Here is a 20723-nt window from a genome sequence, read left to right on the forward strand (position 1 = left end):
ATAATTTGTGATATATTTCGCAAATTATTGTCATAATTCAACTGCCTCTCGTTTCTTCTATTATATTAAGATGAACTTGTAAGAACTTTTTGTATCTATAACTAGGAGGCGTTTACATGAAAGCAGCAGTTGTAAATGAGTTCAAAGAGAAGTTAGAAGTGAAAGAAGTTCCAAAACCAAAAGCTGAACTTGGTGAAGTTCTTGTACATATTGAAGCATGCGGCGTTTGCCATACAGATTTACATGCGGCGCACGGTGATTGGCCGGTAAAACCGAAACTCCCATTAATTCCAGGACATGAAGGTGTTGGAGTTATTGAAGAAGTAGGGGAAGGTGTTACTCACGTGAAAGTTGGTGACCGGGTTGGAGTACCATGGCTATATTCAGCGTGTGGTCATTGTGAATATTGTTTATCTGGCCGTGAAACGCTTTGCTTAGATCAACATAATGCAGGTTACTCAGTTGATGGTGGTTATGCAGAGTATTGCGTTGCGGCAGCTGATTATGTTGTGAAAGTACCGGATAACTTAGAGTTCGTTGATGCAGCACCGCTATTTTGTGCCGGTGTTACAACATATAAAGCATTAAAAGTATCAGAAGCAAAACCTGGTGATTGGGTTGCGATTTTTGGTATCGGTGGCCTTGGGCATTTAGCCGTTCAATATGCAAAAGCAATGGGGTTACATGTTGTTGCTGTTGATACCGTAGATGATAAATTAGAGCTTGCCAAAGAACTTGGTGCAGATTTAGCTGTGAATCCACTTAAAGAAGATGCGGCAGCGTGGATATTCGAGAAAGTAAAAGGTGTGCATGCATCTATTTGCACAGCTGTATCAAAGCCGGCATTTGATCAAGCGTATCGTTCTGTTAGACGAGGTGGCGCGTGTGTGGCAGTAGGGTTACCACCAGAAATGATGGAAGTACCAATCTTTGATACCGTCTTAAATGGCGTGAAAATTATTGGCTCTATCGTAGGGACAAGAAAAGACTTACAAGAAACATTGCAATTTGCCGCAGAAGGAAAAGTAAAAGCAATTATAGAAACACGTCATCTTGATGAAATTAATGAGATTTTTAGTGAAATGGAAGAAGGAAAGATTAATGGACGTGTTGTACTTGATATGACAAAATAAGTATAAAAGCTATAACAATATAGAAGAATATGTAGTAAAAAAGTCGGAGGTTTCCTCTGGCTTTTTTACTGTCGTTTAAAGGCATCTTTCCTAGTAGAAACGACACTGCTATAATGGAAAGATGATATGGAAGTTTCATCATATGTAGATGATGTCTGAAACGTATTGATGATTTAGGGACAAGCTATTTTATAAGGGGCTAGGAAGCTAACTAGATAATAAAGGGTAGGATTTTTAAAGCTTACAATAAATATGAGATGAAACAACATTGTTTTTATGCGATGTTGGAGGAGGAATAGAATGGATTTACTACAGCTATTTAAATTACAAAAAGAGTTAGATGATCGTATTGTGAAAGAACATGATTTACAACCGAAGAAATTATTAAAAGAAAAAATGCTAGCACTCCTTGTTGAAATTGGAGAACTTGCAAATGAAACACGTTGTTTTAAATATTGGAGCAAAAAACCAGCAGCTGAACGTGAAGTTATACTTGAAGAATATGTAGATGGCCTGCACTTTATTTTATCGATTGGAATTGACCTGGGAATTGATAAAAACTTCCTATTTTATAAATGTGCTCAAACGAACAAAACACAAGTTGAAATTTTCTTAGACACGTATGCGAAAGTAATTCGTTTTACGGACCAACCGTCTATTACAAATTATATTGAACTATTTACAAGCTACCTTCGTTTAGGACAAGCTCTTGAGTTTGGTCAAGAAGAAATTGAAAAAGCATATTTAGATAAAAACGAAGTCAATCATCAGCGTCAAACACAAGGGTATTGATTTGTTTTTTGAATATTTCAATTTACTTTTGTATAATGAAGTGAATGAAGAAAAAGGAGGGTGTTGGCAATGACAAAATTAGATTCGACATTGACAATGCTAAAAGAATTAACAGATGCACGCGGGATTGCAGGTAATGAGCGCGAACCACGTGAAGTTATGAAAAAATATATCGAACCATTTGCAGATGAACTTTCTACAGATAATTTAGGAAGTTTAGTTGCGAAAAAAGTTGGGGAAGAAAATGGTCCGAAAATTATGGTAGCTGGCCACTTAGATGAAGTTGGCTTTATGATTACTCAAATTGATGACAAAGGTTTCCTTCGTTTTCAAACAGTTGGTGGCTGGTGGTCACAAGTTATGCTTGCGCAGCGCGTAACAATTGTAACACGTAAAGGTGATGTAACAGGTGTAATTGGTTCAAAACCACCACACATTTTACCAGCAGAAGCTCGTAAAAAACCGGTTGAAATTAAGGACATGTTCATTGATATCGGTGCTTCTAGCAAAGAAGAAGCAATGGAATGGGGCGTACGACCAGGGGATCAAGTTGTACCATACTTTGAATTCCAAGTGATGAAAAATGAAAAGATGCTACTTGCAAAAGCATGGGATAATCGCATTGGCTGTGCTATTGCAATTGACGTGTTAAAACAATTAAAAGATGAAAAGCATCCAAACGTTGTATACGGCGTTGGAACTGTTCAAGAAGAAGTAGGTCTTCGCGGTGCGAAAACATCTGCACATTATATTAAACCGGATATCGCATTTGCTGTAGATGTTGGTATTGCCGGCGACACACCAGGAGTAACAGAAAAAGAAGCGCAAAGTAAAATGGGAGATGGACCACAAATCATTTTATATGATGCATCAGTCATTGGACATACTGGGCTTCGCAATTTCGTAGTTGATGTGGCGGATGAATTAGATATCCCTTATCAATATGATTCTGTAGCTGGTGGCGGGACTGACGCAGGTGCAATTCATATTTCTGTCAATGGTATTCCATCTATGGCGATTACGATTGCAACTCGTTATATTCACTCTCATGCAGCAATGTTACATCGTGATGATTATGAGAATGCAGTGAAGTTAATTGTAGAAGTTATCAAACGTCTTGATAAAGAGGCTGTACATAATATCACATTTAATTAATAAGAAAAAGCGAAGGGGGTTCCTTCGCTTTTTTTATGTTTTTACCATGCAGTTATTCTTGTTCTTGTATCATTTTCATCAGTAATAAATTGTATATTTTCAAATCCGAAGACTTCTGCGTTCTTATAAAGTAATTCGAGTTTTTCTTTATCTTTGCAGTAAATGACAGTGTAGTAGCTGTCCACTACGAAAAGAACAAGTTCACACTCACTTTCAACGAATTCTTCATAAGTTTCAATTTCTGAAACTTTGCCTTTCGGATATGCTTGTAAATCAGCGAAAATAATATAATAGACATTGTTTTCTAATAGCTTTTTAAGATCAGCACCTTCCATTATTTTATTATCTGTTTCAAAAAGGTCTTTATCTATATCTAACTCATCATTAACTACTAAATAAGACTCTACGGGGGTAACTCTCCAACTGAAAGTAGAAATGTCTATTGGTTTTAATGCATCCCCAAGACAAGAGTCATATTTATCAGTATTAGGTAGTTGAAAACTTATTCCTCTCTTCATAAAATAATACTCCCTCTGATGATTTTGTAAATATTACTAAATACTATATGAAAGATCTTTAATGCGTTATAAATATATCTTGTTAAAAAGGTCTCTCTAGTCCAGCAGCAGTATGCGCTCCTAAAATAATCAACCTTGTAAGCTGCATCGCCATAAAGTGCGGCGTATAAATCATCCCTCTTTTTAACCACGACATAATCATACCGATATGCGCACCTGTTACATAGCTAATGAGAATATCACGAGGAACCATAAGTTCGTCATCATCTGGCTGTGAAATAGAAAGACTTAATGTTAAATGTGTTTGAATGGTTTTCATCATTTTATAAGAATAGTTTCCAGCTGCTTTGTCTCCGAGCATTACGTTATAAAAGGTTGCATTCTCAGCGATGTGTTCAAATAAGGCTAGAAAAATTGGATTAGGTGAATCGAATGTAAGCTGAAAATCTTCTTTTGTTTGCTTTTTTGGCTTAATCACTTCTGATAAAGATGCTAACATTTCCTCTATACTCTTATCCAATAAATCGTATTTATCATGATAATGGCTATAAAAGGTAGCGCGATTGACAGGAGCACGTTCAGCGATATGTTGCACTGTGACATTTTCAAATCCTTTTTCGCCTACTAAAGCGACAAAAGCATCCTGTATTAATTGTCTCGTTCGTTTCACACGCGGATCGTTTGTATTTTTAATAGACATTTTATTTCTCCTTGCTGAATTTTAATCACTTAAACAACAAATAGATAGCAAAGTGTTGGATAACCAACACATATGCTCGCATTGTCGGTTGTAGATTCAAAATAATTATTTATAATTATAAACGATATTCCTTTAGAAAACAGCACCGCGAGCATGCAGGTAAAGATTGTGTTGCATAGCAAAGGGTGTGATTTTTTTGTTTAATGGTTAATATAATTAACCATTAAACAGTATAAACAAAAGGGGTAGAAATAGTTTAGAAAAAAATTATATGCGATATAAGGAGAGGAAAGCAATGAATCAGTTTCGAAGAATGGTGATTATTAATATTATCACATTAATTGTATTAGTTGGCGGCGGTATTGGCGGTTATTACTACTATAATCAAGCTGAAAACTATTTAAAAACAGATAATGCGAAAATCGATGGGAAAGTGATCCCAATCGCATCACCAGTAGCAGGGAAATTAGCAGAATGGAAAGCCGAAGTAGGTAAGAGCTACAATGAAAACGATAAATTAGGTGCTGTTACTGTATCAGGACAAAATGGTGAGCAAACAATCGACGTAACAATTCCTAAAAATGCAACAGTTGTTCAATCCAATGCAACAACAAATGCGTTTGTCGGAGCAGGTAGTCCAATTGCATATGCATACGATATGAACGATTTATGGGTAACAGCAAACATTGAAGAAACAGACATTGATAGTGTACAAAAAGGTCAAGAAGTAGACGTATATGTAGATGCATATCCTGATACAACGTTAACAGGAAAAGTAGAACAAGTTGGATTAACAACAGCAAATACGTTCTCTATGTTACCATCAAGCAATGCAACAGCAAATTATACGAAAGTAACACAAGTTGTACCAGTTAAAGTTTCTTTAGATCATAGCAAATCAGTAAATATTGTTCCTGGAATGAATGTGACAGTTCGTATTCATAAGTAAGGGGGGAAGATAAAATGTCCTCAGGTTTAATTGTAGGATATGCATTATTTTGTATCATCGTCTTCTTCCTTGTAAATCGTCTTTTAAGAAAGAAAAAAACGAACGCGGGAGAAGAACAAGTCCCAGCCGTAAGTAAGATAGAAACAACGCAATCAGAACAACCAGAACCAGAACCTTCCAATGTAGTAGAATTAGAAACGACAAAAAAAGAAGTAGTAGAACAAGAAATACAGAAAATGACAAAAGAAGTACCGAAAAAGCAATTGCCGGTAGAGAATGTCAATGTAAAAGCAGTTGTAGCGGTATTAATTCTCGGTATGTTCGTTTCCATTTTAAACCAAACAATCATTAATGTTGCATTGCCTCCATTAATGAATGAGTTCAATGTATCAACTTCAACAGCGCAATGGTTAATTACAGGATTTATGCTCGTGAACGGGATTTTAGTACCAATTAGCGCCTTCTTAGTTTCTCGGTTTACGTATCGAAAATTGTTTGTAGCAGCTATGTTATTCTTTACAGTCGGCTCTATGATTTGTGCGTTATCTGGAAACTTCACAATGATGATGACAGGGCGTGTAATTCAAGCGGTAGGCGCTGGTATTTTAATGCCAGTTGGTATGAATATTTTCATGACTTTGTTCCCGCCGCATAAGCGCGGAGCTGCAATGGGATTACTTGGGGTAGCGATGATTTTAGCGCCGGCTATCGGACCAACTGTAACAGGATGGGTGATTGAAAATTATAGCTGGAACTTAATGTTCTATGCGATGTTTGCCATTGGTTTAATCATCATATTATTATCTTTAAGATTCTTTACACTAGCTCAGCCAGTTTCTAAAACAAAGTTAGATATGTTTGGTGTTATTAGTTCAAGTATTGGACTTGGTAGCTTACTGTATGGATTTAGTGAAGCTGGAAACAACAGCTGGAGCAGTGCCGAAGTTGTTATTTCACTTATTATTGGTGTAATTGGTTTAGCAGTGTTCATTTGGAGAGAGATGACGACGGATAACAAAATGCTGGATTTACAAGTGTTTAAATATCCAACGTTTACTTTTACATTATTAATTAACGCGATTGTAACAATGGCATTATTCGGAGGTATGTTATTACTTCCTGTATACCTGCAAAACATTCGTGGCTTTACGCCAATTGAATCAGGTCTCCTGCTTCTTCCAGGATCATTAATTATGGGGATTATGGGACCGATCGCAGGGAAACTATTTGATAAGTATGGCATTCGTCCATTAGCAGTAGTTGGATTAGCGATTACGACATATGCAACGTATGAGTTTACGCAGCTAACGATGGATACACCATATAGCGTCATTATGACGGATTATATTATACGTTCATTTGGTATGTCATTCATTATGATGCCAATTATGACAGCAGGTATGAACGCACTGCCGATGAAATTAATTTCTCACGGTACAGCAACACAAAATACATCTAGACAAGTAGCAGGTTCAATTGGTACAGCAATCTTAATTACAATTATGACGCAGCAAACAACAGCTCACGTAGCGGATTACGGAAATATGCTAACAAAAACAAACCCAATTTTAGTGGATAAAGTACACGGAATGGGACAAAGTTTAGCAGCGGTTGCCGGATCAGCACAAGCTGGGGATGCGATGAGCTCACAACTATTATTCGGACAAATTTCGAAGCTGTCTGCGATTAATGGTATTAATGATGCTTTCTTAATTGCAACAATATTAGCGGGTATTGCCTGGGTATTATCATTATTCTTGCCATCAGGTAATAAGCCGAACCGAAAAGCAGGGAATTAATTTCTCTGCTTTTTCTGTGTTCTTATATTTTAAAAAACTACATCGGCAGAGACATCAATTGATAGAAGATAGCTCCCAGTACTCCTGCCGAACAAATGATAATCCCCATATTGCGAATGCTCTTAATTTGATTACGTATCCCGCTTATACTTGCCAATAAGCCAGCTAAAGCGAAAAGAATCCAGTACAGGACAGTTGGAATTGGTAAGATCTTATCGCTATCAATCCCCATTCCCCAGAAAATAAAAGGCATAGCGACGAATGAGAAACAAATAATCCCCATTGTAATAACAAGTAGCTTTCGATACCTGACTCCTGCTATAACTAAATAAATTCCACCAACTATTCCACATGATACAAGTACGGGCATAAAGAAAACCCACAGAAAGCTTAACATTTGCATATTATAAATTCCACCTAATTTGTAAGTTATATTTTACAATAAAAGGTTTATTTAATAAAAGAAAGAAGAAGTATTGATAATGATATGAAGTAACATAGCTGGAATGATAGATTTTGTTTATATAACAATGCGGCAAATAGTCCAGTAATAAATGCACTCGCCATCACACCAACTGAATATGTATGAGCGATGCCAAATAATAGACTGGATAAAAGCGCAGCTGGCCAAAATGTAAACTCCTCTTCAAAGAAACGTAAAAGCAATCCCCTGCATACAAGTTCTTCATAAATAGGTTCAATGATCTAACTGTGTACGTATTTGCAAAGTTATACTCCTTTTTCATTTAATAGATTAAAGTTTCAATTTATCACGTTATTTGTAGGCAGTAAGACTCCCCGCCTCAAGATTCAGAGAGAAACAAGGGAGATAGGTGGGGGATGAGGAAACCCCCACTGATTAAAGTTTCACTTTATAAAAACGCAAGCGTATTATTCATAATATGAAATAGCATGGCTGGAAGGATGGAATTTGTTCGTTTGCATAAAATCGCCATCAATAGCCCCATAAGGAAAGTAATAAGCATTACACCAAGTGAGTATGTATGAGCGACTCCGAAAATTAAGCTCGTCCCAATTGCAGCAATCCAAAATGGAAAACGTTCTGAGAAGAAACGAAGGATGATACCTCGGAAAATGATTTCTTCAAAAATAGGAATGAAAATTGCAGATCCAATAATTAATAAAATTCGATATTGCTTTAGAACATCCAAGTTTAAAGCGGATGCTTGTTGCGCTGTTGCATCGGGAAATAGATGTGTTGAGATTAGTGAATTCAAGACGATATTTAAGGCGAAGAAAAGAGTTAGGTATACGTAAGTACTTACCTTTTTGAGTGCCCTGAAATTGAAAGCAGATGATAATAGCTTTTTCACCGGTTCATACTTATAGATGAATAACAATAAAACGAGCAGTTGTAATAAAGTGCTCGCAGTATTTCCAAGTGACTCATATAGAGCAATTGTCTTTTTATTTGTAATGCCTTCACTATAAATCGTAAGCGGGAGTAATATAAATAAGCCGCTTAGTAGTCCTGTTCCAAAAAAGGCAAATAAGGAAGAACCAAAAAATTGTAACCAGGACATAGATTGTTTTGGACCGTATGTAAGTTGTGTAGTCGATTGCATATATCGAATCTCCTCTTTATATTTATATATAAAAATTATACACATTTAGTTTCAGTATGTCATTGTCTAATATTACATAATAATCAGATATTTAAAGTTGGAAATGAATGATTAAGAAACAAAATGGAAAAGTACGATATTTCGTTATTGATAGGGTGGACTCATCAAAGGTATTTATTCAAAAGCATTTAATTTCTTTAGACGACGCACATGAAGAATGTATGGATGATATACAGTTAGTTATTCGGGGGAACATTGAAAAATAGAATATAGTCTGATATAAATTGTTTTTACACCCACAGTCACATCAGGTGAAGAGGGAGAAAAGAAAATAGATTACCGAAAAGTGTTAAATAAGGAAGTGTTTGAAGTTGTTGTAAAATCATAAAAGAGGTATCGCTATGTAGCGGTGCCTCTTTTATAATTCAATTTATGATTATCCTAATTCCATTCACTTATATGTGTGATGGATGTTGTATGGATTGCCAATCCGGTATATTAAAAATATATTACTGTTTAACAAATTCGCTCTGTTCTTTTCTTTTATTTACAGAAATACGAGCAAGGGACGCTGGTTGTTGTTTTTGTAATTCACGCTCTACCATTCGATCTAATCGCTGAATTGCTTTCAATGCTTTTCCATAAGAGATTGTTCGATAGTGATGTGCTCCACCTGGTTCTTCATCTGCTTCGTCCGCCCACTTAATAATATTTTGTAACGGTGTTCTTTCAAGCGTTTGTGCTAGTAAAAAGGAATCTGTGTGCAAGAGAATCGCAACAGAAATTTCCTTTGCTTGTTTTGGATGTTCTCCTAATCGAATTAGTAATTTATGAGCTCGTTCCGCTCCTTTAATCGCATGTATATCATTCTTTTTATACAATTCATAGTCCCATTCTCCGCCTGTGTACCATGTATGATGTCCTATATCATGAAGAAAACCAGCCTTTGTTGCAGCATCGACTGAGGCGTGATGCTTTTTTGCTAAGTGAAACGCATGGTAAGCGACGGCGATCGCGTGGACCATTCCGGAACGGTTTATATATTTTTGTGCGATGTGATGTTGGAAAATTTGTTCAAGCGTGATACGGCGCATAAAACATTCACTCCTTTTATTCGTTGATGTGTATGATGGAAACAAAAAGATAGACGTAAATATATTTTGAATATTTTACTCCATCATGCCTGTGTTAGTAAAGTAGAAATGTTTAGGAAAGAGGTGGTGACAGTTTCTAAGAATGGAAGAATTGGGGAGATTGTTGCTAACATAAAAGTCACCCTAGCTCAAGCTAAGGTGACTTCCTATGCCTTATTTTTTTAACCCTTGCTCAAGTGTCTCTAACATCTCATGCTTTCCATTTTCGTCGGCATTTTGCCAAATCACTTCAAATAAAACACCAAGACCTGGAAGCATTTTTTCTTCACCACTTTGAATTGCTTCTACAATTGTTTCTTGTAATTCGCCTTGTGTATTTCCTGCAACGTTTGCTAATACAGCGCCGCGTAAATTAAAGTTCATCACTTTCACCTCTTCTTCTGAATTGAAACTGACGTTAGTTTTTGTTCTTTTTTATGTAAATATGTATAAAAAATAGGCTATAATGAGAAGACAAGAAGAGAGGGAATGCATAGAATGAAAAACATTGATTCAGTACAAAATCCGCGCGTAAAGCAGTGGAAAAAGCTGCAGACGAAAAAAGAGCGCGATAAAAAAGGTTTATTCTTTGTAGAAGGATTTCATTTAGTAGAGGAAGCTTTAAAAGCAGGAGTTATAACAGAACTTATCGTCTCAGATCAGACAGATCTTCCGAAAGATTGGACGGTTACTGATGTTGAAATGTATATTGTGCCGGAAGCAATTGTAAAGGTACTTCGTGAAACAGAAACGACGCAAGGTGTATTTGCTGTTTGTGAGAAGCATGAGAAAGAAATCGCTCTTACAGATGGGAAATTTCTATTATTAGATGGCCTACAAGACCCAGGTAATTTAGGAACAATTATTCGTACAGCAGATGCAGCTGGTATTCATGCCGTTGTGCTTGGAGAAGGATGCGTGGATGCTTATAATAGTAAAGTACTTCGCTCTACACAAGGCTCTATCTTTCATTTACCAATTGTGAAAGGAAACTTAGAAGAATGGGTAGATAAGTTAAAAGAAAAGAACGTTCCTGTATACGGAACCGCTCTTGAAAACGGAGTTCCATATGGTGAAGTAACACCGGCAGGAAGTTTTGCATTAATTGTAGGAAACGAAGGAAATGGTGTACGCCAAGAGGTTCTTGCAAAATGTGATCAAAACTTGTATATTCCGATTTACGGCGGGGCAGAATCATTAAATGTCGCGGTTGCTGCTGGGATTTTAACATATTATTTACAAAGCCCGGTTGCGAATCGATAAAAAACTTCTTATAATAAGTTGAAGTACATGTTCATGATGAACATATAATAAAAGTGAAATAATGAAAAGACGTTGATAGAGAAGAGTAGCTTGCAAAATCGCCATATAGGGAGAGAGTGCCGTAGACTGAAAGCATTCTTATGGTAGACGGAAGTGAATTCACCTCTGGAGTTGACGCCAGGACCATTGATATGTAAAGGCGTTCCGGCCTAACAAGCCGTTATAACTAATTGAGTGGACAGACTTGTTCTGTCAATTTAGGGTGGTACCGCGAATTTACCTCGTCCCTTTTTGGGAGCGAGGTTTTTTTATTTTTAAAATTAGGAGGGTTCCAAATGGAAGCACGTTTAAAAGAGCTAAAGCAAAAAGCGTTAGAGCTGATTGAAGAAGCGAAAGAGCTAAAGGGCTTAAACGATGTACGCGTAGCGTATTTAGGAAAAAAAGGTCCGATTACAGAAGTATTACGCGGCATGGGGAAATTATCTCCAGAAGAGCGTCCACGTATGGGAGCATTAGTAAATGAAGTACGTGAAGCAATTCAAACGCGTTTAGAAGACAAAATTAACAATATCGAAAAAGCAGTAATTGAAGCGAAATTAGCATCTGAAACAATTGATGTTACATTACCAGGCCGTCCTGTAGAAACAGGTTGTCATCATCCGTTAACAGCGGTTGTTGAACAAATTGAAGATGTATTTATCGGTATGGGGTATGAAGTAGCTGAAGGAACAGAAGTAGAGAAAGACTACTACAATTTCGAAGCATTAAACTTACCGAAAGATCACCCAGCGCGTGATATGCAAGATACATTTTACATTACAGAAGAAACATTGCTACGCACACATACATCTTCTGTGCAAGCAAGAACAATGGAAAATAATAAAGAAAAAGGTCCAATTAAAATTATTTGTCCTGGTAAAGTGTATCGCCGTGATGATGACGATGCGACGCATTCACATCAGTTCATGCAAATTGAAGGTCTTGTAATTGACAAGAATATTCGTATGAGTGATTTAAAAGGTACATTGCAAGTATTCGTGAAAAAGATGTTCGGTGAAGACCGTGAAATTCGTCTTCGTCCAAGTTTCTTCCCATTCACAGAACCATCTGTTGAGATGGATATTTCTTGTATGATGTGTCACGGAAAAGGTTGCGGCACTTGTAAAGGAACAGGATGGATTGAAATTTTAGGTGCAGGTATGGTTCATCCAAACGTACTTGAAATGGCTGGCTATGATTCAAAAGAATATCAAGGTTTCGCATTCGGTATGGGTGCAGAGCGTATCGCAATGTTAAAATACGGCGTTGATGACATTCGCCATTTCTATACAAATGATGTACGTTTCTTACAACAATTCAAACGAGCGTAAGGGAAGGAGAGGATAAATATGTTCGTATCATATCGTTGGTTACAAGAATATGTAGATATTAAAGATGTAACGGCACAAGAACTAGCAGATAAAATCACGAAAAGTGGTATCGAAGTAGAAGGCGTTGAAGTATTAAATAAAGGTGTAAAAGGTGTTGTGGTTGGTCACGTATTAGAATGTGAAAAACACCCAGAAGCTGATAAATTAAGCAAATGTCTAATCGACATCGGTGAAGAAGAACCAGTACAAATCATTTGCGGTGCTCCTAACATTGCAAAAGGTTTAAAAGTACCAGTTGCGAAAGTTGGCGCGGTTCTTCCTGGTAACTTCAAAATTAAAAAAGCAAAACTACGCGGCGAAGCTTCTCACGGTATGGTTTGTGCCCTACAAGAGCTTGGTATTGATGGTAAATTAGTTGCGAAAGATTATGCAGATGGTATCTTCATCTTCCCAAGTGACGCTGAAGTTGGTGCAGATGCACTTGAAATCTTAAACTTACATGATGAAGTACTCGAGCTTGGTTTAACACCAAATCGTGCTGATTGCTTAAACATGTTAGGTGTTGCATATGAAGTAGCTGCTATTTATGGCCGCGAAGTGAAACTACCAGCCGCTGACTTACAAGAGGTAGAAGAAAAAACTTCTGACTATATTTCTGTGAGTGTAGAAGCAACAGAGCAAAATCCATTATATATCGCAAAAATGGTGAAAAACGTAAAGGTAGGTCCATCACCAATGTGGATGCAAACGCGCCTTATGGCAGCGGGTATTCGTCCAATTAGCAACGTAGTTGATATTACAAACTACATTTTAATTGAATATGGTCAACCATTACATGCATTTGACTATGATAAATTAGGTTCAAAAGAAATCATTGTTCGTCTTGCAAAAGAAGGCGAAAAGATTCAAACATTAGACGATCAAGAGCGTACACTACAAGAGCATCACCTTGTTATTACAAACGGTACAAAAGCATTGGCTGTTGCTGGTGTAATGGGTGGGGCTGAATCTGAAGTTGACAACGATACAGTAAACGTTCTGATCGAGTCTGCATACTTTGCAGGGCAAACAGTGCGCCGCACATCAAAAGATTTAGGTCTTCGCAGTGAATCAAGTGCACGTTTTGAAAAAGGAATTGATCCAACACGTACATTTGAAGCAATTCAACATGCAGCAGCTTTAATGGCGAAATATGCTGGTGGTGAAGCACTTGAAGGTGTAGTAGAAGTTGATAACTTACAAGTACAAGAGCGTACAGTATCTGTTACAGCTGAAAAAGTAAACCGTGTATTAGGTACAGACATCTCTGCAAGTGAAATGGGTACAATCTTTACAAACTTGAAATTCCCATTTACAGAAGTAGAAGGAACATTCCATGTAAACGTACCAGTACGTCGTCCTGATATTACAATTGCAGAAGACTTAGTAGAAGAAGTAGGTCGTCTGTACGGCTACGATCATATTCCAGTTACACTACCAACTGGTACAATGACACGTGGTAAATTAACAGTAGCGCAAGCAAAACGTCGTAAAGTACGTCGTTACTTAGAAGGTGCTGGCTTATATGAAGCGATTACGTATTCATTAACAAGCGTTGATAAAGCAAAACAATATATGGTTGAGCCGAACGAAAAAGCTCCTGTTAATCTTGCGCTTCCAATGAGTGAAGAGCGCAGCCAACTTCGTTTAAGCTTAGTACCACAATTGTTAGAAGCAGTTTCATATAACAACGCTCGTAAAAACGACAGTGTTGCATTATATGAAGTAGGTTCTATCTTCCTACCAACAGCAGAAGGCGAGCTTCCGAAAGAAGAACAACATCTTGCTGGTGTTATGACAGGTCTTGCACTTCATCATGCATGGCAAGGTGAGAAGAAAGTTGTTGATTTCTTCGTTGCAAAAGGTGTATTAGAAGGATTGTTCGACGTACTTGGCGTTTCAAACAATATCACATACCTACCAACAAAACGTGAAGGTATGCACCCAGGCCGTACAGCTGATATCTTACTAGACGAAGAAGTGATAGGTTTCATCGGTCAGTTACACCCAGAAGCACAAAAACAATTAGATGTGAAAGATACGTTCGTATTCGAATTGTCTCTAGTAAAAGTATTTGCTGCTGATACAGAAGAAACTTACTACTCAGCAATTCCACGTTTCCCATCTATGACACGTGATATGGCAGTTGTAGTAAATACGGAAGTAAAAGCTGGCGAAATGAAGCAAGTAATTGCAGAAGCAGGTGGAGAACTTCTAAAAGAAGTAACACTATTCGACTTATACGAAGGTGAAAAAATGGAAGAAGGCAAGAAATCACTTGCATTCTCTATGAACTACTTCGACCCAGAGCGTACATTAACAGATGAAGAAGTGACAGAAGCACATAGCCGTGTATTAGCGGTGGTAGAAGAGAAATTTGGTGCGGAGTTACGTAAATAATAAAAAAGCAGCCATTTGGCTGCTTTTTTATTATTTTTTTCACTTGCGCAACTTGTTCAAATTCCGCTGATGGAATCTTCATTTCATCACACGCAAGGTGAAGGGGTGGTTACTTCTCCGAAGAAAGGAACCCCATTTACTGTACCTGAAGCTATAAGGGTTATATCTCCAGGTCCAAAAGCAGTGACGGTAGTGTGGAAGAATCCATCTGCTTCTGTAAAAACTGTAGTTGGAGAGACAGTTGCTGCACCTTGTATTGTGAAAGAAACTGGTATTCCTGCAAATCCAATGCCATTCACTAACAAACGACCTGGTGCAACAACGGGAACGTTACAATCTGCACTTGTAAATCCTAGTCCAATAGCTACTTCAGTACCAGTTACTCCTAGTCTTCTAATGCAGACTTTGACGATCTCTTTTTCTTGGAATTTAAAAGCAACTCGCAAGTCGTTTATAAATCCAAAATTTTGTTCTTGGGCAGAAACTTGTCCAAGAATTGCTACACCCGTGACTTCGAAAAGGTCTCCTTCATTGGCATCTTCGCGGTCAATAACACATTGAAAAGGGATATCGTCGAAAACTTGAAAACCCGGTACTAGAGTGCCATTTTCTAAAACAGCAGTGTAAGTTAAAGTTTTATGAACTACCCCACAGATTACAACTTTTTCTGGGATTACGCTTTCAATATCCGCTTCAACCGTTTGTGTGAAGGTAACGGTATTTGCAAGTGCTGGGGGGACAAGCTGTGTGGTGCGCTCAACAACAACTTGCATCTTTCCCTCGAATGTAGTACATTAATTTTAGTTTAACAAAATGAAAGACGATGATAAGGAAAAGTAGTATATACTATAATCCATAGCGAGTCAGGGACGGTGAGAGCCTGATGAGGCGGTATATATGAAGAACACCTTGGAGTTGCTAACCGAAATTGAATCTTATATTCAAGAGTAGACTTAGACGGGAAGCCGGCCTGTTACAAACCGGGAAGTATGTACATACATACGAGTTAAAGTTGGTCTTTATGACAAATTGGGTGGTACCGCGAAGTTTAACCTTTCGTCCCTTTATGGATGAAAGGTTTTTTTGTATTCAAATATATCAGCAAAGGAGAATTTCACTATGGAAAACACATTAGTAAAAAGTCTGTATAGAGATACAGATAAATACGCAGATCAAACAGTACAAGTATCAGGTTGGATTCGTAACTTACGTGATTCAAAAGCATTTGGTTTCATCGAATTAAACGATGGTAGCTTCTTCAAAAGCGTTCAAATCGTTTTCGATACAGAATTAGATAACTTCAAAGAAATTGCAAAACTTCCACTTAGCTCTTCAGTTAAAGTAGAAGGTAAGCTAGTTGCAACCCCTGGAGCGAAGCAACCATTTGAAATTAAAGCAGAAAAAATTGACATCGAGGGCTTATCAGATTCTGATTACCCACTTCAAAAGAAGCGTCACACGTTTGAATACTTACGTACAATCGCTCATTTACGTCCAAGAACAAATGCATTCTCTGCAACATTCCGCGTGCGTTCTATCGCAGCGTTTGCAATCCACCAATTCTTCCAAGAGCGTGGATTCGTACATGTTCACACACCAATTATTACTGGTAGTGATACAGAAGGTGCGGGCGAAATGTTCCGCGTAACAACGCAAGATATGAACAACTTGCCAAAAGGTGAAGACGGAAAAGTTGATGAATCAAAAGACTTCTTCGGAAAAGAAACAAACTTAACAGTAAGTGGACAGCTTAATGCGGAAGCTTATGCATTAGCGTTCCGTGATGTATACACATTCGGACCTACATTCCGCGCAGAAAACTCAAACACAACTCGCCACGCAGCTGAGTTCTGGATGGTGGAGCCTGAGATTGCATTCGCTGAACTTGAAGATGTAATGGATCTTACAGAAGATATGCTGAAATATGCAATGAAATATGTACTAGAGCATGCACCAGAAGAGATGGAATTCTTCAACAGCTTTGTCGATAAAACAGTTCTAGAGCGCATGAACAACGTAATTAACTCTGACTTCGGCCGTATCACATATACAGAAGCAATTAAAGTGCTTCAAGAGTCAGGTGCAGACTTCAAATATCCAGTAGAATGGGGTATTGATTTACAAACAGAGCACGAAAGATACTTGTCAGAAGAAATCTTCAAACGCCCTGTATTCGTAACTGACTATCCGAAAGACATTAAAGCATTCTACATGCGTATGAATGATGACGGTAAAACAGTAGCTGCTACTGACCTTCTAGTTCCTGGCATCGGCGAATTAATCGGCGGTAGCCAACGTGAAGAAAGAATGGATGTTTTAGTAGATAGAATTAAAGAATTAGGCATGAATGAAGAAGACTATTGGTGGTACTTAGAACTTAGAAAATATGGCGGTACAAAACACGCTGGATTCGGTCTAGGTTTCGAACGTTTCCTAATGTACATCACTGGTATGGCGAACATCCGTGACGTAATTCCATTCCCAAGAACTCCAGGTTCTTCGGAGTTTTAAGATAAAAAAGCGAGAGCAATTGCTCTCGCTTTTTTATTTAGAAGAGGATGTAACCAGAGCTCAAATCTATAAAGTATTTTGAGATAGGATAAAAAATATTGTTCATAGTTCCCTTTTCATTTCATATATAGTAAAACGAATGAAACAATTATGAAAATCGTGAGAGGGGTTTTGTGGTGATGGGGGGAATTACCAGTCGTTTAGAGTGGACGGTGCGTGACAAGTATGTAGTAATCACTGGCGCGACAAGTGGTATTGGGCTAGCGGCAGCTAAGGTACTTGCGGAGCGTGGTGCCAAGCTAGGAATCATTGCACGTAATGAAGCAAAAGTAAATGATATTGTGACTCAAATTAAGGGTTTAGCGGATGGGAATACAGTGGTAGACGTATTTCTAGCTGATATGGCTTCCCAGCGGTCTATACGCCAAGTAGCTACTGATATTTTAGAAAAGTGCCCTAGAATAGATATATTAGCTAATAATGCGGGTGCTTTATTTCAAACACGGCAACTTACGGAGGACGGTTTGGAGATGACCTGGGCGGTTAACCATTTAGGTCCATTTCTACTTACTAATTTGCTGCTTGATCGTTTAAAGGAAAGTGCCCCTGCTCGCGTCATTACTACCGCATCTCATGGTCATAAAATGGCTAAAAAGGGAATTGATTTCAGTGATTTAGATGCAGAACAACTTTATCGTGGTGTTAAGAAATTAATGGGTGGTCCTACGATGCGTTATGGGCAAACAAAACTGGCTAACATTTTATTCACTTCTGAGTTGGCACGGCGGCTAGAGGGAACAGGTGTCACAGCTTACTGCTTCGACCCGGGACTGGTGGCCACGAATTTCAATCAGGATAATGGTTTTGTAGCTCGCTTAACTATGGCAGCAATGAAACCTTTCTCTCGTACTCCTGAAGAGGGCGCTGAAACTTTAGTGTGGCTGGCAGAAGCAATCGATGTTACCAAACATAGTGGCGGTTACTATGCCGATAGGCAAGTGAAAACACCATCTGAGGTTGCATTGGATATGGATGCCGCAAAGCGTCTATGGGATATTAGTGAAGAACAGACTCGTTCCTCAGGAAAGTACACTTAGCGTTAATAGAAATGAAAGTGGAAGAGCGATTTTCTATTGCTTGAGTAAGCAGTGTATATTCTGATTGTTAGGCTGCATAGTTTCTCACCTCTAAGCAAAAAGTAACGTTGGGGGTGAACAAAATGGGTAAAAAAGTAAAAAAAGATCCTTCTAGAGCAGGTCTTGGTTCTCCGCAAGTTGAAGGTCAAGGAACTACAACATACGAAACGGGTTCCTTTAAAGTACCTTCATCAAATAAGAGGCAAAAACGAAGCTAAACATATAAATAAGAGTAGTCATGTCGACTACTCTTATTTATATGTTTTTATTTTGTTTAGTTTATTTATATATTGTCGATACTAAAAAATAGCTATTTTTTCAACAAACGAAATGCTTTTTCCGTATTTGCAAAGTGAAGTTTTACAAACTCAGGAAGGTGTTCTTTTCCTAGTTTTTGAATCAATTTAGCTGCGGCAATATCAACTTGCTTGCCCGCTCCTTTCGGAAGTGGCATACCTGCTTTTTTACTTAGTTCATCAAACTGTTTTACGAATGAGTAACGAGCTAAAATGGAAGCTGCGGCAACTGCTAAATGGACACTTTCGCCTTTGGTTGCAAAATACACGTTTTCACGCTGTACTTCTTTTTGTTTTGTTAAGTATTTATAATATGTATCAGGTTGTGTAAATTGGTCAATTAGGATGCCTTCTGGCTTTGTCGGCGCAATCTTTTTTAGTAAATTTGTAAGAGCTTTATTGTGTAAGAGCGCTTTTAGTTTACCTTGATTGTTCCCTTTTTCGAACAGTTCGTTATATTTTTCATTATGCAAAACGAGAGAGCTGTAAGGAACAACGCTAAGTAGTTGCTTTGCAATTTCAGCAATTTGCGCATCGTTTAAATTTTTAGAGTCTTTTACACCAAGTTCTTTTAACAATGGAATTTGCTTTGCATCTACATATACAGCAACAACTGTCATCGGTCCGAAGTAATCTCCAGTACCTACTTCATCGGATCCTGCTATAGACATTGTTCCAATGGAAGAAGGCGGAGCATAGCGGTGTGAATTTGCTGTTTTCTTAACAGAAGATTTAGGTGCTTGAGAAACATTTTGCCAACGTGCAGCTTCTTCCTGAGCACGAATACCTTGAAACATTACTTTACCTGATTTATAGGCTGTAATTGTACAAGATGGGACTTTTGCCATAAAGACACCGCCTTGCGGAACTTTTGGGCTAATAGCTTGTTTATACTGCTGTTTCATGTCTTCAATTGCTCTAGAACTTGTTTGGATTACGATAGAATTTGACAAAGTAGTCGCTCCTTTTTTTATATTGTTATTTTTATCATATCGGATTGTTCTTTCTGTTTCCATATTATGATTGTTCATGGTATGATAAACTTTAGGATTCTGTACGTGATTGGAGGCCGGTGAGTTGTCACAACAAAAGGGAAATAAAAGTCGAATTAATGTAGAAATCTATGGTCAACAATATTCAGTTGTTGGCGATGAAAGTACAAGTCATATCCGCATGGTAGCAGCGATTGTGGATGATAAAATGCGCGAACTCAATGCCAAGAATCCTTCGCTTGATACGAGTAGACTAGCGGTATTGACGGCGGTAAACGTCATACACGATTACATAAAATTAAAAGATGAACATGAAAAATTGAAAGAAAGTATGACAAAAAAAGGAATGGAATAAAACATGATTGATATTATTATCATTTTACTGCTTGTTATGGGATTTTTCCTTGGTTTAAAAAGAGGATTTGTCCTGCAACTTGTAAAGTTAACAAGCTTTATTATCGCATACCTTGTTGCATACTGGTACTGCAAAGATTTAGCACCAACGTTTGAGAAATTTATTCCATATCCATTTGATAAGAATGTATCTGTTCCAGAATGGATTGATGCGAATAATATCGAAGCAGTATTCTATCAAGCAATTGCGTTCATTGTATTATTTATTATTACAAGAATCGCACTTTCATTGCTTGGGAATTTGCTGAATATGTTTACAGAAATCCCAGTTATAAAACAGGTGAATGCGTTTGCTGGGGCACTTCTTGGCTTTTTAGAAGTGTACATTATTTTGTTTGTCTTAATTATTATTGGAACAATTCTTCCGATTGAACAAGTACAAACGCCACTGCAAAAATCATCAATCAGCAAAATAATTGTAGACGATACACCGATTCTTTCTGAAAAGGTGAAGGAACTATGGCAGACAGGTAGCAAAGTATAACTTCTCTTTTCTCTGAAAGAGAAGTTTTTTCTATGAAAGAAAGGCGGGGCAAG

The 20723-nt window shown here is 37.7% G+C and carries 22 protein-coding genes, 2 pseudogenes and 2 other annotated features; of the genes and pseudogenes, 15 read left to right on the forward strand and 9 right to left on the reverse strand.

The window, feature by feature from the left end; all coding sequences use genetic code 11:
- The first annotated feature begins 116 nt into the window (after nucleotides 1-116).
- From adhP to MHH71_RS20780, 3 genes are all read left to right on the forward strand, one after another.
- Nucleotides 117-1133 carry an alcohol dehydrogenase AdhP gene (adhP, locus tag MHH71_RS20770; RefSeq protein ID WP_003201014.1) on the forward strand — a complete coding sequence of 339 codons (1017 nt, stop codon included), beginning with the start codon at nucleotides 117-119 and terminating at the stop codon, nucleotides 1131-1133.
- A 300-nt stretch (nucleotides 1134-1433) separates the two neighbouring features.
- The gene (locus tag MHH71_RS20775) at nucleotides 1434-1925 is read left to right on the forward strand and encodes a dUTP diphosphatase (protein ID WP_003200923.1); all 492 of its coding nucleotides are present in this window, start codon (nucleotides 1434-1436) and stop codon (nucleotides 1923-1925) included.
- Between the two features lie 69 nt (nucleotides 1926-1994).
- Entirely contained in the window at nucleotides 1995-3080 is a 1086-nt protein-coding gene (locus tag MHH71_RS20780) for a M42 family metallopeptidase (RefSeq protein WP_016116571.1), read from the forward strand.
- Nucleotides 3081-3121: 41 nt separating this feature from the next.
- Here MHH71_RS20780 and MHH71_RS20785 read toward each other — a convergent pair whose 3' ends face one another.
- Both MHH71_RS20785 and MHH71_RS20790 read right to left on the reverse strand, forming a co-directional pair.
- Nucleotides 3122-3598: a DUF2691 family protein gene (locus tag MHH71_RS20785; RefSeq protein ID WP_006096190.1), complete on the reverse strand. Its 477-nt coding sequence runs from the start codon at nucleotides 3596-3598 to the stop codon at nucleotides 3122-3124.
- Nucleotides 3599-3680: 82 nt separating this feature from the next.
- Nucleotides 3681-4298: a TetR/AcrR family transcriptional regulator gene (locus MHH71_RS20790; RefSeq protein ID WP_006096191.1), complete on the reverse strand. Its 618-nt coding sequence runs from the start codon at nucleotides 4296-4298 to the stop codon at nucleotides 3681-3683.
- Nucleotides 4299-4593: 295 nt separating this feature from the next.
- Between MHH71_RS20790 and MHH71_RS20795 the strand changes: the two genes are divergently transcribed.
- Complete coding sequence (locus MHH71_RS20795; protein WP_018764448.1) at nucleotides 4594-5247, forward strand: HlyD family secretion protein; 654 nt, start codon at nucleotides 4594-4596, stop codon at nucleotides 5245-5247.
- Nucleotides 5248-5261: 14 nt separating this feature from the next.
- Nucleotides 5262-7046 (forward strand): DHA2 family efflux MFS transporter permease subunit, encoded by a 1785-nt coding sequence (locus MHH71_RS20800; protein WP_006096193.1) that lies wholly within the window; start codon nucleotides 5262-5264, stop codon nucleotides 7044-7046.
- 37 nt (nucleotides 7047-7083) lie between these two features.
- Here MHH71_RS20800 and MHH71_RS20805 read toward each other — a convergent pair whose 3' ends face one another.
- The 3 genes and pseudogenes from MHH71_RS20805 to MHH71_RS20815 form a co-directional block, all read right to left on the reverse strand.
- Nucleotides 7084-7449 (reverse strand): hypothetical protein, encoded by a 366-nt coding sequence (locus tag MHH71_RS20805; RefSeq protein WP_033799148.1) that lies wholly within the window; start codon nucleotides 7447-7449, stop codon nucleotides 7084-7086.
- Between the two features lie 51 nt (nucleotides 7450-7500).
- Nucleotides 7501-7751 (reverse strand): annotated as a pseudogene (locus MHH71_RS20810) (lysostaphin resistance A-like protein); the annotation flags it as partial.
- 167 nt (nucleotides 7752-7918) lie between these two features.
- Nucleotides 7919-8632, reverse strand: a complete 714-nt coding sequence (locus tag MHH71_RS20815; RefSeq protein ID WP_006096196.1) for a CPBP family intramembrane glutamic endopeptidase — start codon at nucleotides 8630-8632, stop codon at nucleotides 7919-7921.
- A 107-nt stretch (nucleotides 8633-8739) separates the two neighbouring features.
- Between MHH71_RS20815 and MHH71_RS20820 the strand changes: the two genes are divergently transcribed.
- A complete protein-coding gene (locus MHH71_RS20820) occupies nucleotides 8740-8898 on the forward strand; it encodes a hypothetical protein (RefSeq protein ID WP_006096197.1) in 159 nt (52 codons plus the stop codon).
- Nucleotides 8899-8915: 17 nt separating this feature from the next.
- Nucleotides 8916-9020, forward strand: a pseudogene (locus MHH71_RS20825) (sigma-70 family RNA polymerase sigma factor); the annotation flags it as partial.
- 121 nt (nucleotides 9021-9141) lie between these two features.
- Here the strand turns inward: MHH71_RS20825 and MHH71_RS20830 are convergent.
- Nucleotides 9142-9726 (reverse strand): HD domain-containing protein, encoded by a 585-nt coding sequence (locus tag MHH71_RS20830; protein ID WP_006096198.1) that lies wholly within the window; start codon nucleotides 9724-9726, stop codon nucleotides 9142-9144.
- 213 nt (nucleotides 9727-9939) lie between these two features.
- Nucleotides 9940-10149, reverse strand: coding sequence for a small acid-soluble spore protein SspI (gene sspI / locus MHH71_RS20835; RefSeq protein ID WP_017153966.1), 210 nt, complete (start codon nucleotides 10147-10149; stop codon nucleotides 9940-9942).
- Between the two features lie 114 nt (nucleotides 10150-10263).
- Here sspI and MHH71_RS20840 point away from each other — a divergent pair, with 114 nt between their 5' ends.
- From MHH71_RS20840 to pheT, 3 genes are all read left to right on the forward strand, one after another.
- Complete coding sequence (locus MHH71_RS20840) at nucleotides 10264-11028, forward strand: TrmH family RNA methyltransferase (protein WP_033799149.1); 765 nt, start codon at nucleotides 10264-10266, stop codon at nucleotides 11026-11028.
- Between the two features lie 63 nt (nucleotides 11029-11091).
- Nucleotides 11092-11320 (forward strand) — a binding site (T-box leader).
- A 43-nt stretch (nucleotides 11321-11363) separates the two neighbouring features.
- Nucleotides 11364-12398 carry a phenylalanine--tRNA ligase subunit alpha gene (gene pheS / locus MHH71_RS20845; protein WP_003200942.1) on the forward strand — a complete coding sequence of 345 codons (1035 nt, stop codon included), beginning with the start codon at nucleotides 11364-11366 and terminating at the stop codon, nucleotides 12396-12398.
- Between the two features lie 18 nt (nucleotides 12399-12416).
- The gene (gene pheT / locus MHH71_RS20850; protein ID WP_006096200.1) at nucleotides 12417-14837 is read left to right on the forward strand and encodes a phenylalanine--tRNA ligase subunit beta; all 2421 of its coding nucleotides are present in this window, start codon (nucleotides 12417-12419) and stop codon (nucleotides 14835-14837) included.
- An 86-nt stretch (nucleotides 14838-14923) separates the two neighbouring features.
- Here pheT and MHH71_RS20855 read toward each other — a convergent pair whose 3' ends face one another.
- A complete protein-coding gene (locus tag MHH71_RS20855; RefSeq protein ID WP_006096201.1) occupies nucleotides 14924-15610 on the reverse strand; it encodes a hypothetical protein in 687 nt (228 codons plus the stop codon).
- Between the two features lie 41 nt (nucleotides 15611-15651).
- Nucleotides 15652-15904: a binding site (T-box leader), on the forward strand.
- Between the two features lie 52 nt (nucleotides 15905-15956).
- On the opposite strand from MHH71_RS20855, the gene asnS reads away from it, so the two are divergent.
- From asnS to MHH71_RS20870, 3 genes are all read left to right on the forward strand, one after another.
- The gene (asnS, locus tag MHH71_RS20860) at nucleotides 15957-17348 is read left to right on the forward strand and encodes an asparagine--tRNA ligase (protein ID WP_006096202.1); all 1392 of its coding nucleotides are present in this window, start codon (nucleotides 15957-15959) and stop codon (nucleotides 17346-17348) included.
- 179 nt (nucleotides 17349-17527) lie between these two features.
- Nucleotides 17528-18445 carry an SDR family oxidoreductase gene (locus MHH71_RS20865; RefSeq protein ID WP_006096203.1) on the forward strand — a complete coding sequence of 306 codons (918 nt, stop codon included), beginning with the start codon at nucleotides 17528-17530 and terminating at the stop codon, nucleotides 18443-18445.
- A gap of 122 nt (nucleotides 18446-18567) precedes the next feature.
- The gene (locus MHH71_RS20870; protein WP_006096204.1) at nucleotides 18568-18702 is read left to right on the forward strand and encodes a YuzL family protein; all 135 of its coding nucleotides are present in this window, start codon (nucleotides 18568-18570) and stop codon (nucleotides 18700-18702) included.
- Between the two features lie 92 nt (nucleotides 18703-18794).
- Here MHH71_RS20870 and rnhC read toward each other — a convergent pair whose 3' ends face one another.
- Nucleotides 18795-19733, reverse strand: coding sequence for a ribonuclease HIII (gene rnhC, locus MHH71_RS20875; RefSeq protein ID WP_018781638.1), 939 nt, complete (start codon nucleotides 19731-19733; stop codon nucleotides 18795-18797).
- A gap of 124 nt (nucleotides 19734-19857) precedes the next feature.
- Here rnhC and zapA point away from each other — a divergent pair, with 124 nt between their 5' ends.
- Nucleotides 19858-20127: a cell division protein ZapA gene (gene zapA, locus MHH71_RS20880; protein WP_000082702.1), complete on the forward strand. Its 270-nt coding sequence runs from the start codon at nucleotides 19858-19860 to the stop codon at nucleotides 20125-20127.
- Nucleotides 20128-20130: 3 nt separating this feature from the next.
- Nucleotides 20131-20670, forward strand: coding sequence for a CvpA family protein (locus MHH71_RS20885; protein ID WP_003200894.1), 540 nt, complete (start codon nucleotides 20131-20133; stop codon nucleotides 20668-20670).
- Nucleotides 20671-20723: the final 53 nt, after the last annotated feature.

Source organism: Bacillus sp. FSL H8-0534 (genome assembly GCF_038005885.1).
GTDB lineage: Bacteria > Bacillota > Bacilli > Bacillales > Bacillaceae_G > Bacillus_A > Bacillus_A pseudomycoides.

Excerpts from the sequence above, each read along its gene's own strand:
- MHH71_RS20800 (WP_006096193.1), top strand. The coding sequence starts at position 5,262 with ATGTCCTCAGGTTTAATTGTAGGATATGCATTATTTTGTATCATCGTC.
- MHH71_RS20840 (WP_033799149.1), top strand. The coding sequence starts at position 10,264 with ATGAAAAACATTGATTCAGTACAAAATCCGCGCGTAAAGCAGTGGAAA.
- MHH71_RS20885 (WP_003200894.1), top strand. The coding sequence starts at position 20,131 with ATGATTGATATTATTATCATTTTACTGCTTGTTATGGGATTTTTCCTT.
- asnS (WP_006096202.1), top strand. The coding sequence starts at position 15,957 with ATGGAAAACACATTAGTAAAAAGTCTGTATAGAGATACAGATAAATAC.
- MHH71_RS20780 (WP_016116571.1), top strand. The coding sequence starts at position 1,995 with ATGACAAAATTAGATTCGACATTGACAATGCTAAAAGAATTAACAGAT.
- MHH71_RS20855 (WP_006096201.1), bottom strand. The coding sequence starts at position 15,610 with ATGCAAGTTGTTGTTGAGCGCACCACACAGCTTGTCCCCCCAGCACTT.
- MHH71_RS20795 (WP_018764448.1), top strand. The coding sequence starts at position 4,594 with ATGAATCAGTTTCGAAGAATGGTGATTATTAATATTATCACATTAATT.
- MHH71_RS20865 (WP_006096203.1), top strand. The coding sequence starts at position 17,528 with ATGGGGGGAATTACCAGTCGTTTAGAGTGGACGGTGCGTGACAAGTAT.
- MHH71_RS20805 (WP_033799148.1), bottom strand. The coding sequence starts at position 7,449 with ATGCAAATGTTAAGCTTTCTGTGGGTTTTCTTTATGCCCGTACTTGTA.
- MHH71_RS20830 (WP_006096198.1), bottom strand. The coding sequence starts at position 9,726 with ATGCGCCGTATCACGCTTGAACAAATTTTCCAACATCACATCGCACAA.
- adhP (WP_003201014.1), top strand. The coding sequence starts at position 117 with ATGAAAGCAGCAGTTGTAAATGAGTTCAAAGAGAAGTTAGAAGTGAAA.
- MHH71_RS20790 (WP_006096191.1), bottom strand. The coding sequence starts at position 4,298 with ATGTCTATTAAAAATACAAACGATCCGCGTGTGAAACGAACGAGACAA.
- sspI (WP_017153966.1), bottom strand. The coding sequence starts at position 10,149 with ATGAACTTTAATTTACGCGGCGCTGTATTAGCAAACGTTGCAGGAAAT.
- MHH71_RS20870 (WP_006096204.1), top strand. The coding sequence starts at position 18,568 with ATGGGTAAAAAAGTAAAAAAAGATCCTTCTAGAGCAGGTCTTGGTTCT.
- pheT (WP_006096200.1), top strand. The coding sequence starts at position 12,417 with ATGTTCGTATCATATCGTTGGTTACAAGAATATGTAGATATTAAAGAT.
- MHH71_RS20820 (WP_006096197.1), top strand. The coding sequence starts at position 8,740 with ATGATTAAGAAACAAAATGGAAAAGTACGATATTTCGTTATTGATAGG.
- MHH71_RS20815 (WP_006096196.1), bottom strand. The coding sequence starts at position 8,632 with ATGCAATCGACTACACAACTTACATACGGTCCAAAACAATCTATGTCC.
- MHH71_RS20785 (WP_006096190.1), bottom strand. The coding sequence starts at position 3,598 with ATGAAGAGAGGAATAAGTTTTCAACTACCTAATACTGATAAATATGAC.
- MHH71_RS20775 (WP_003200923.1), top strand. The coding sequence starts at position 1,434 with ATGGATTTACTACAGCTATTTAAATTACAAAAAGAGTTAGATGATCGT.
- pheS (WP_003200942.1), top strand. The coding sequence starts at position 11,364 with ATGGAAGCACGTTTAAAAGAGCTAAAGCAAAAAGCGTTAGAGCTGATT.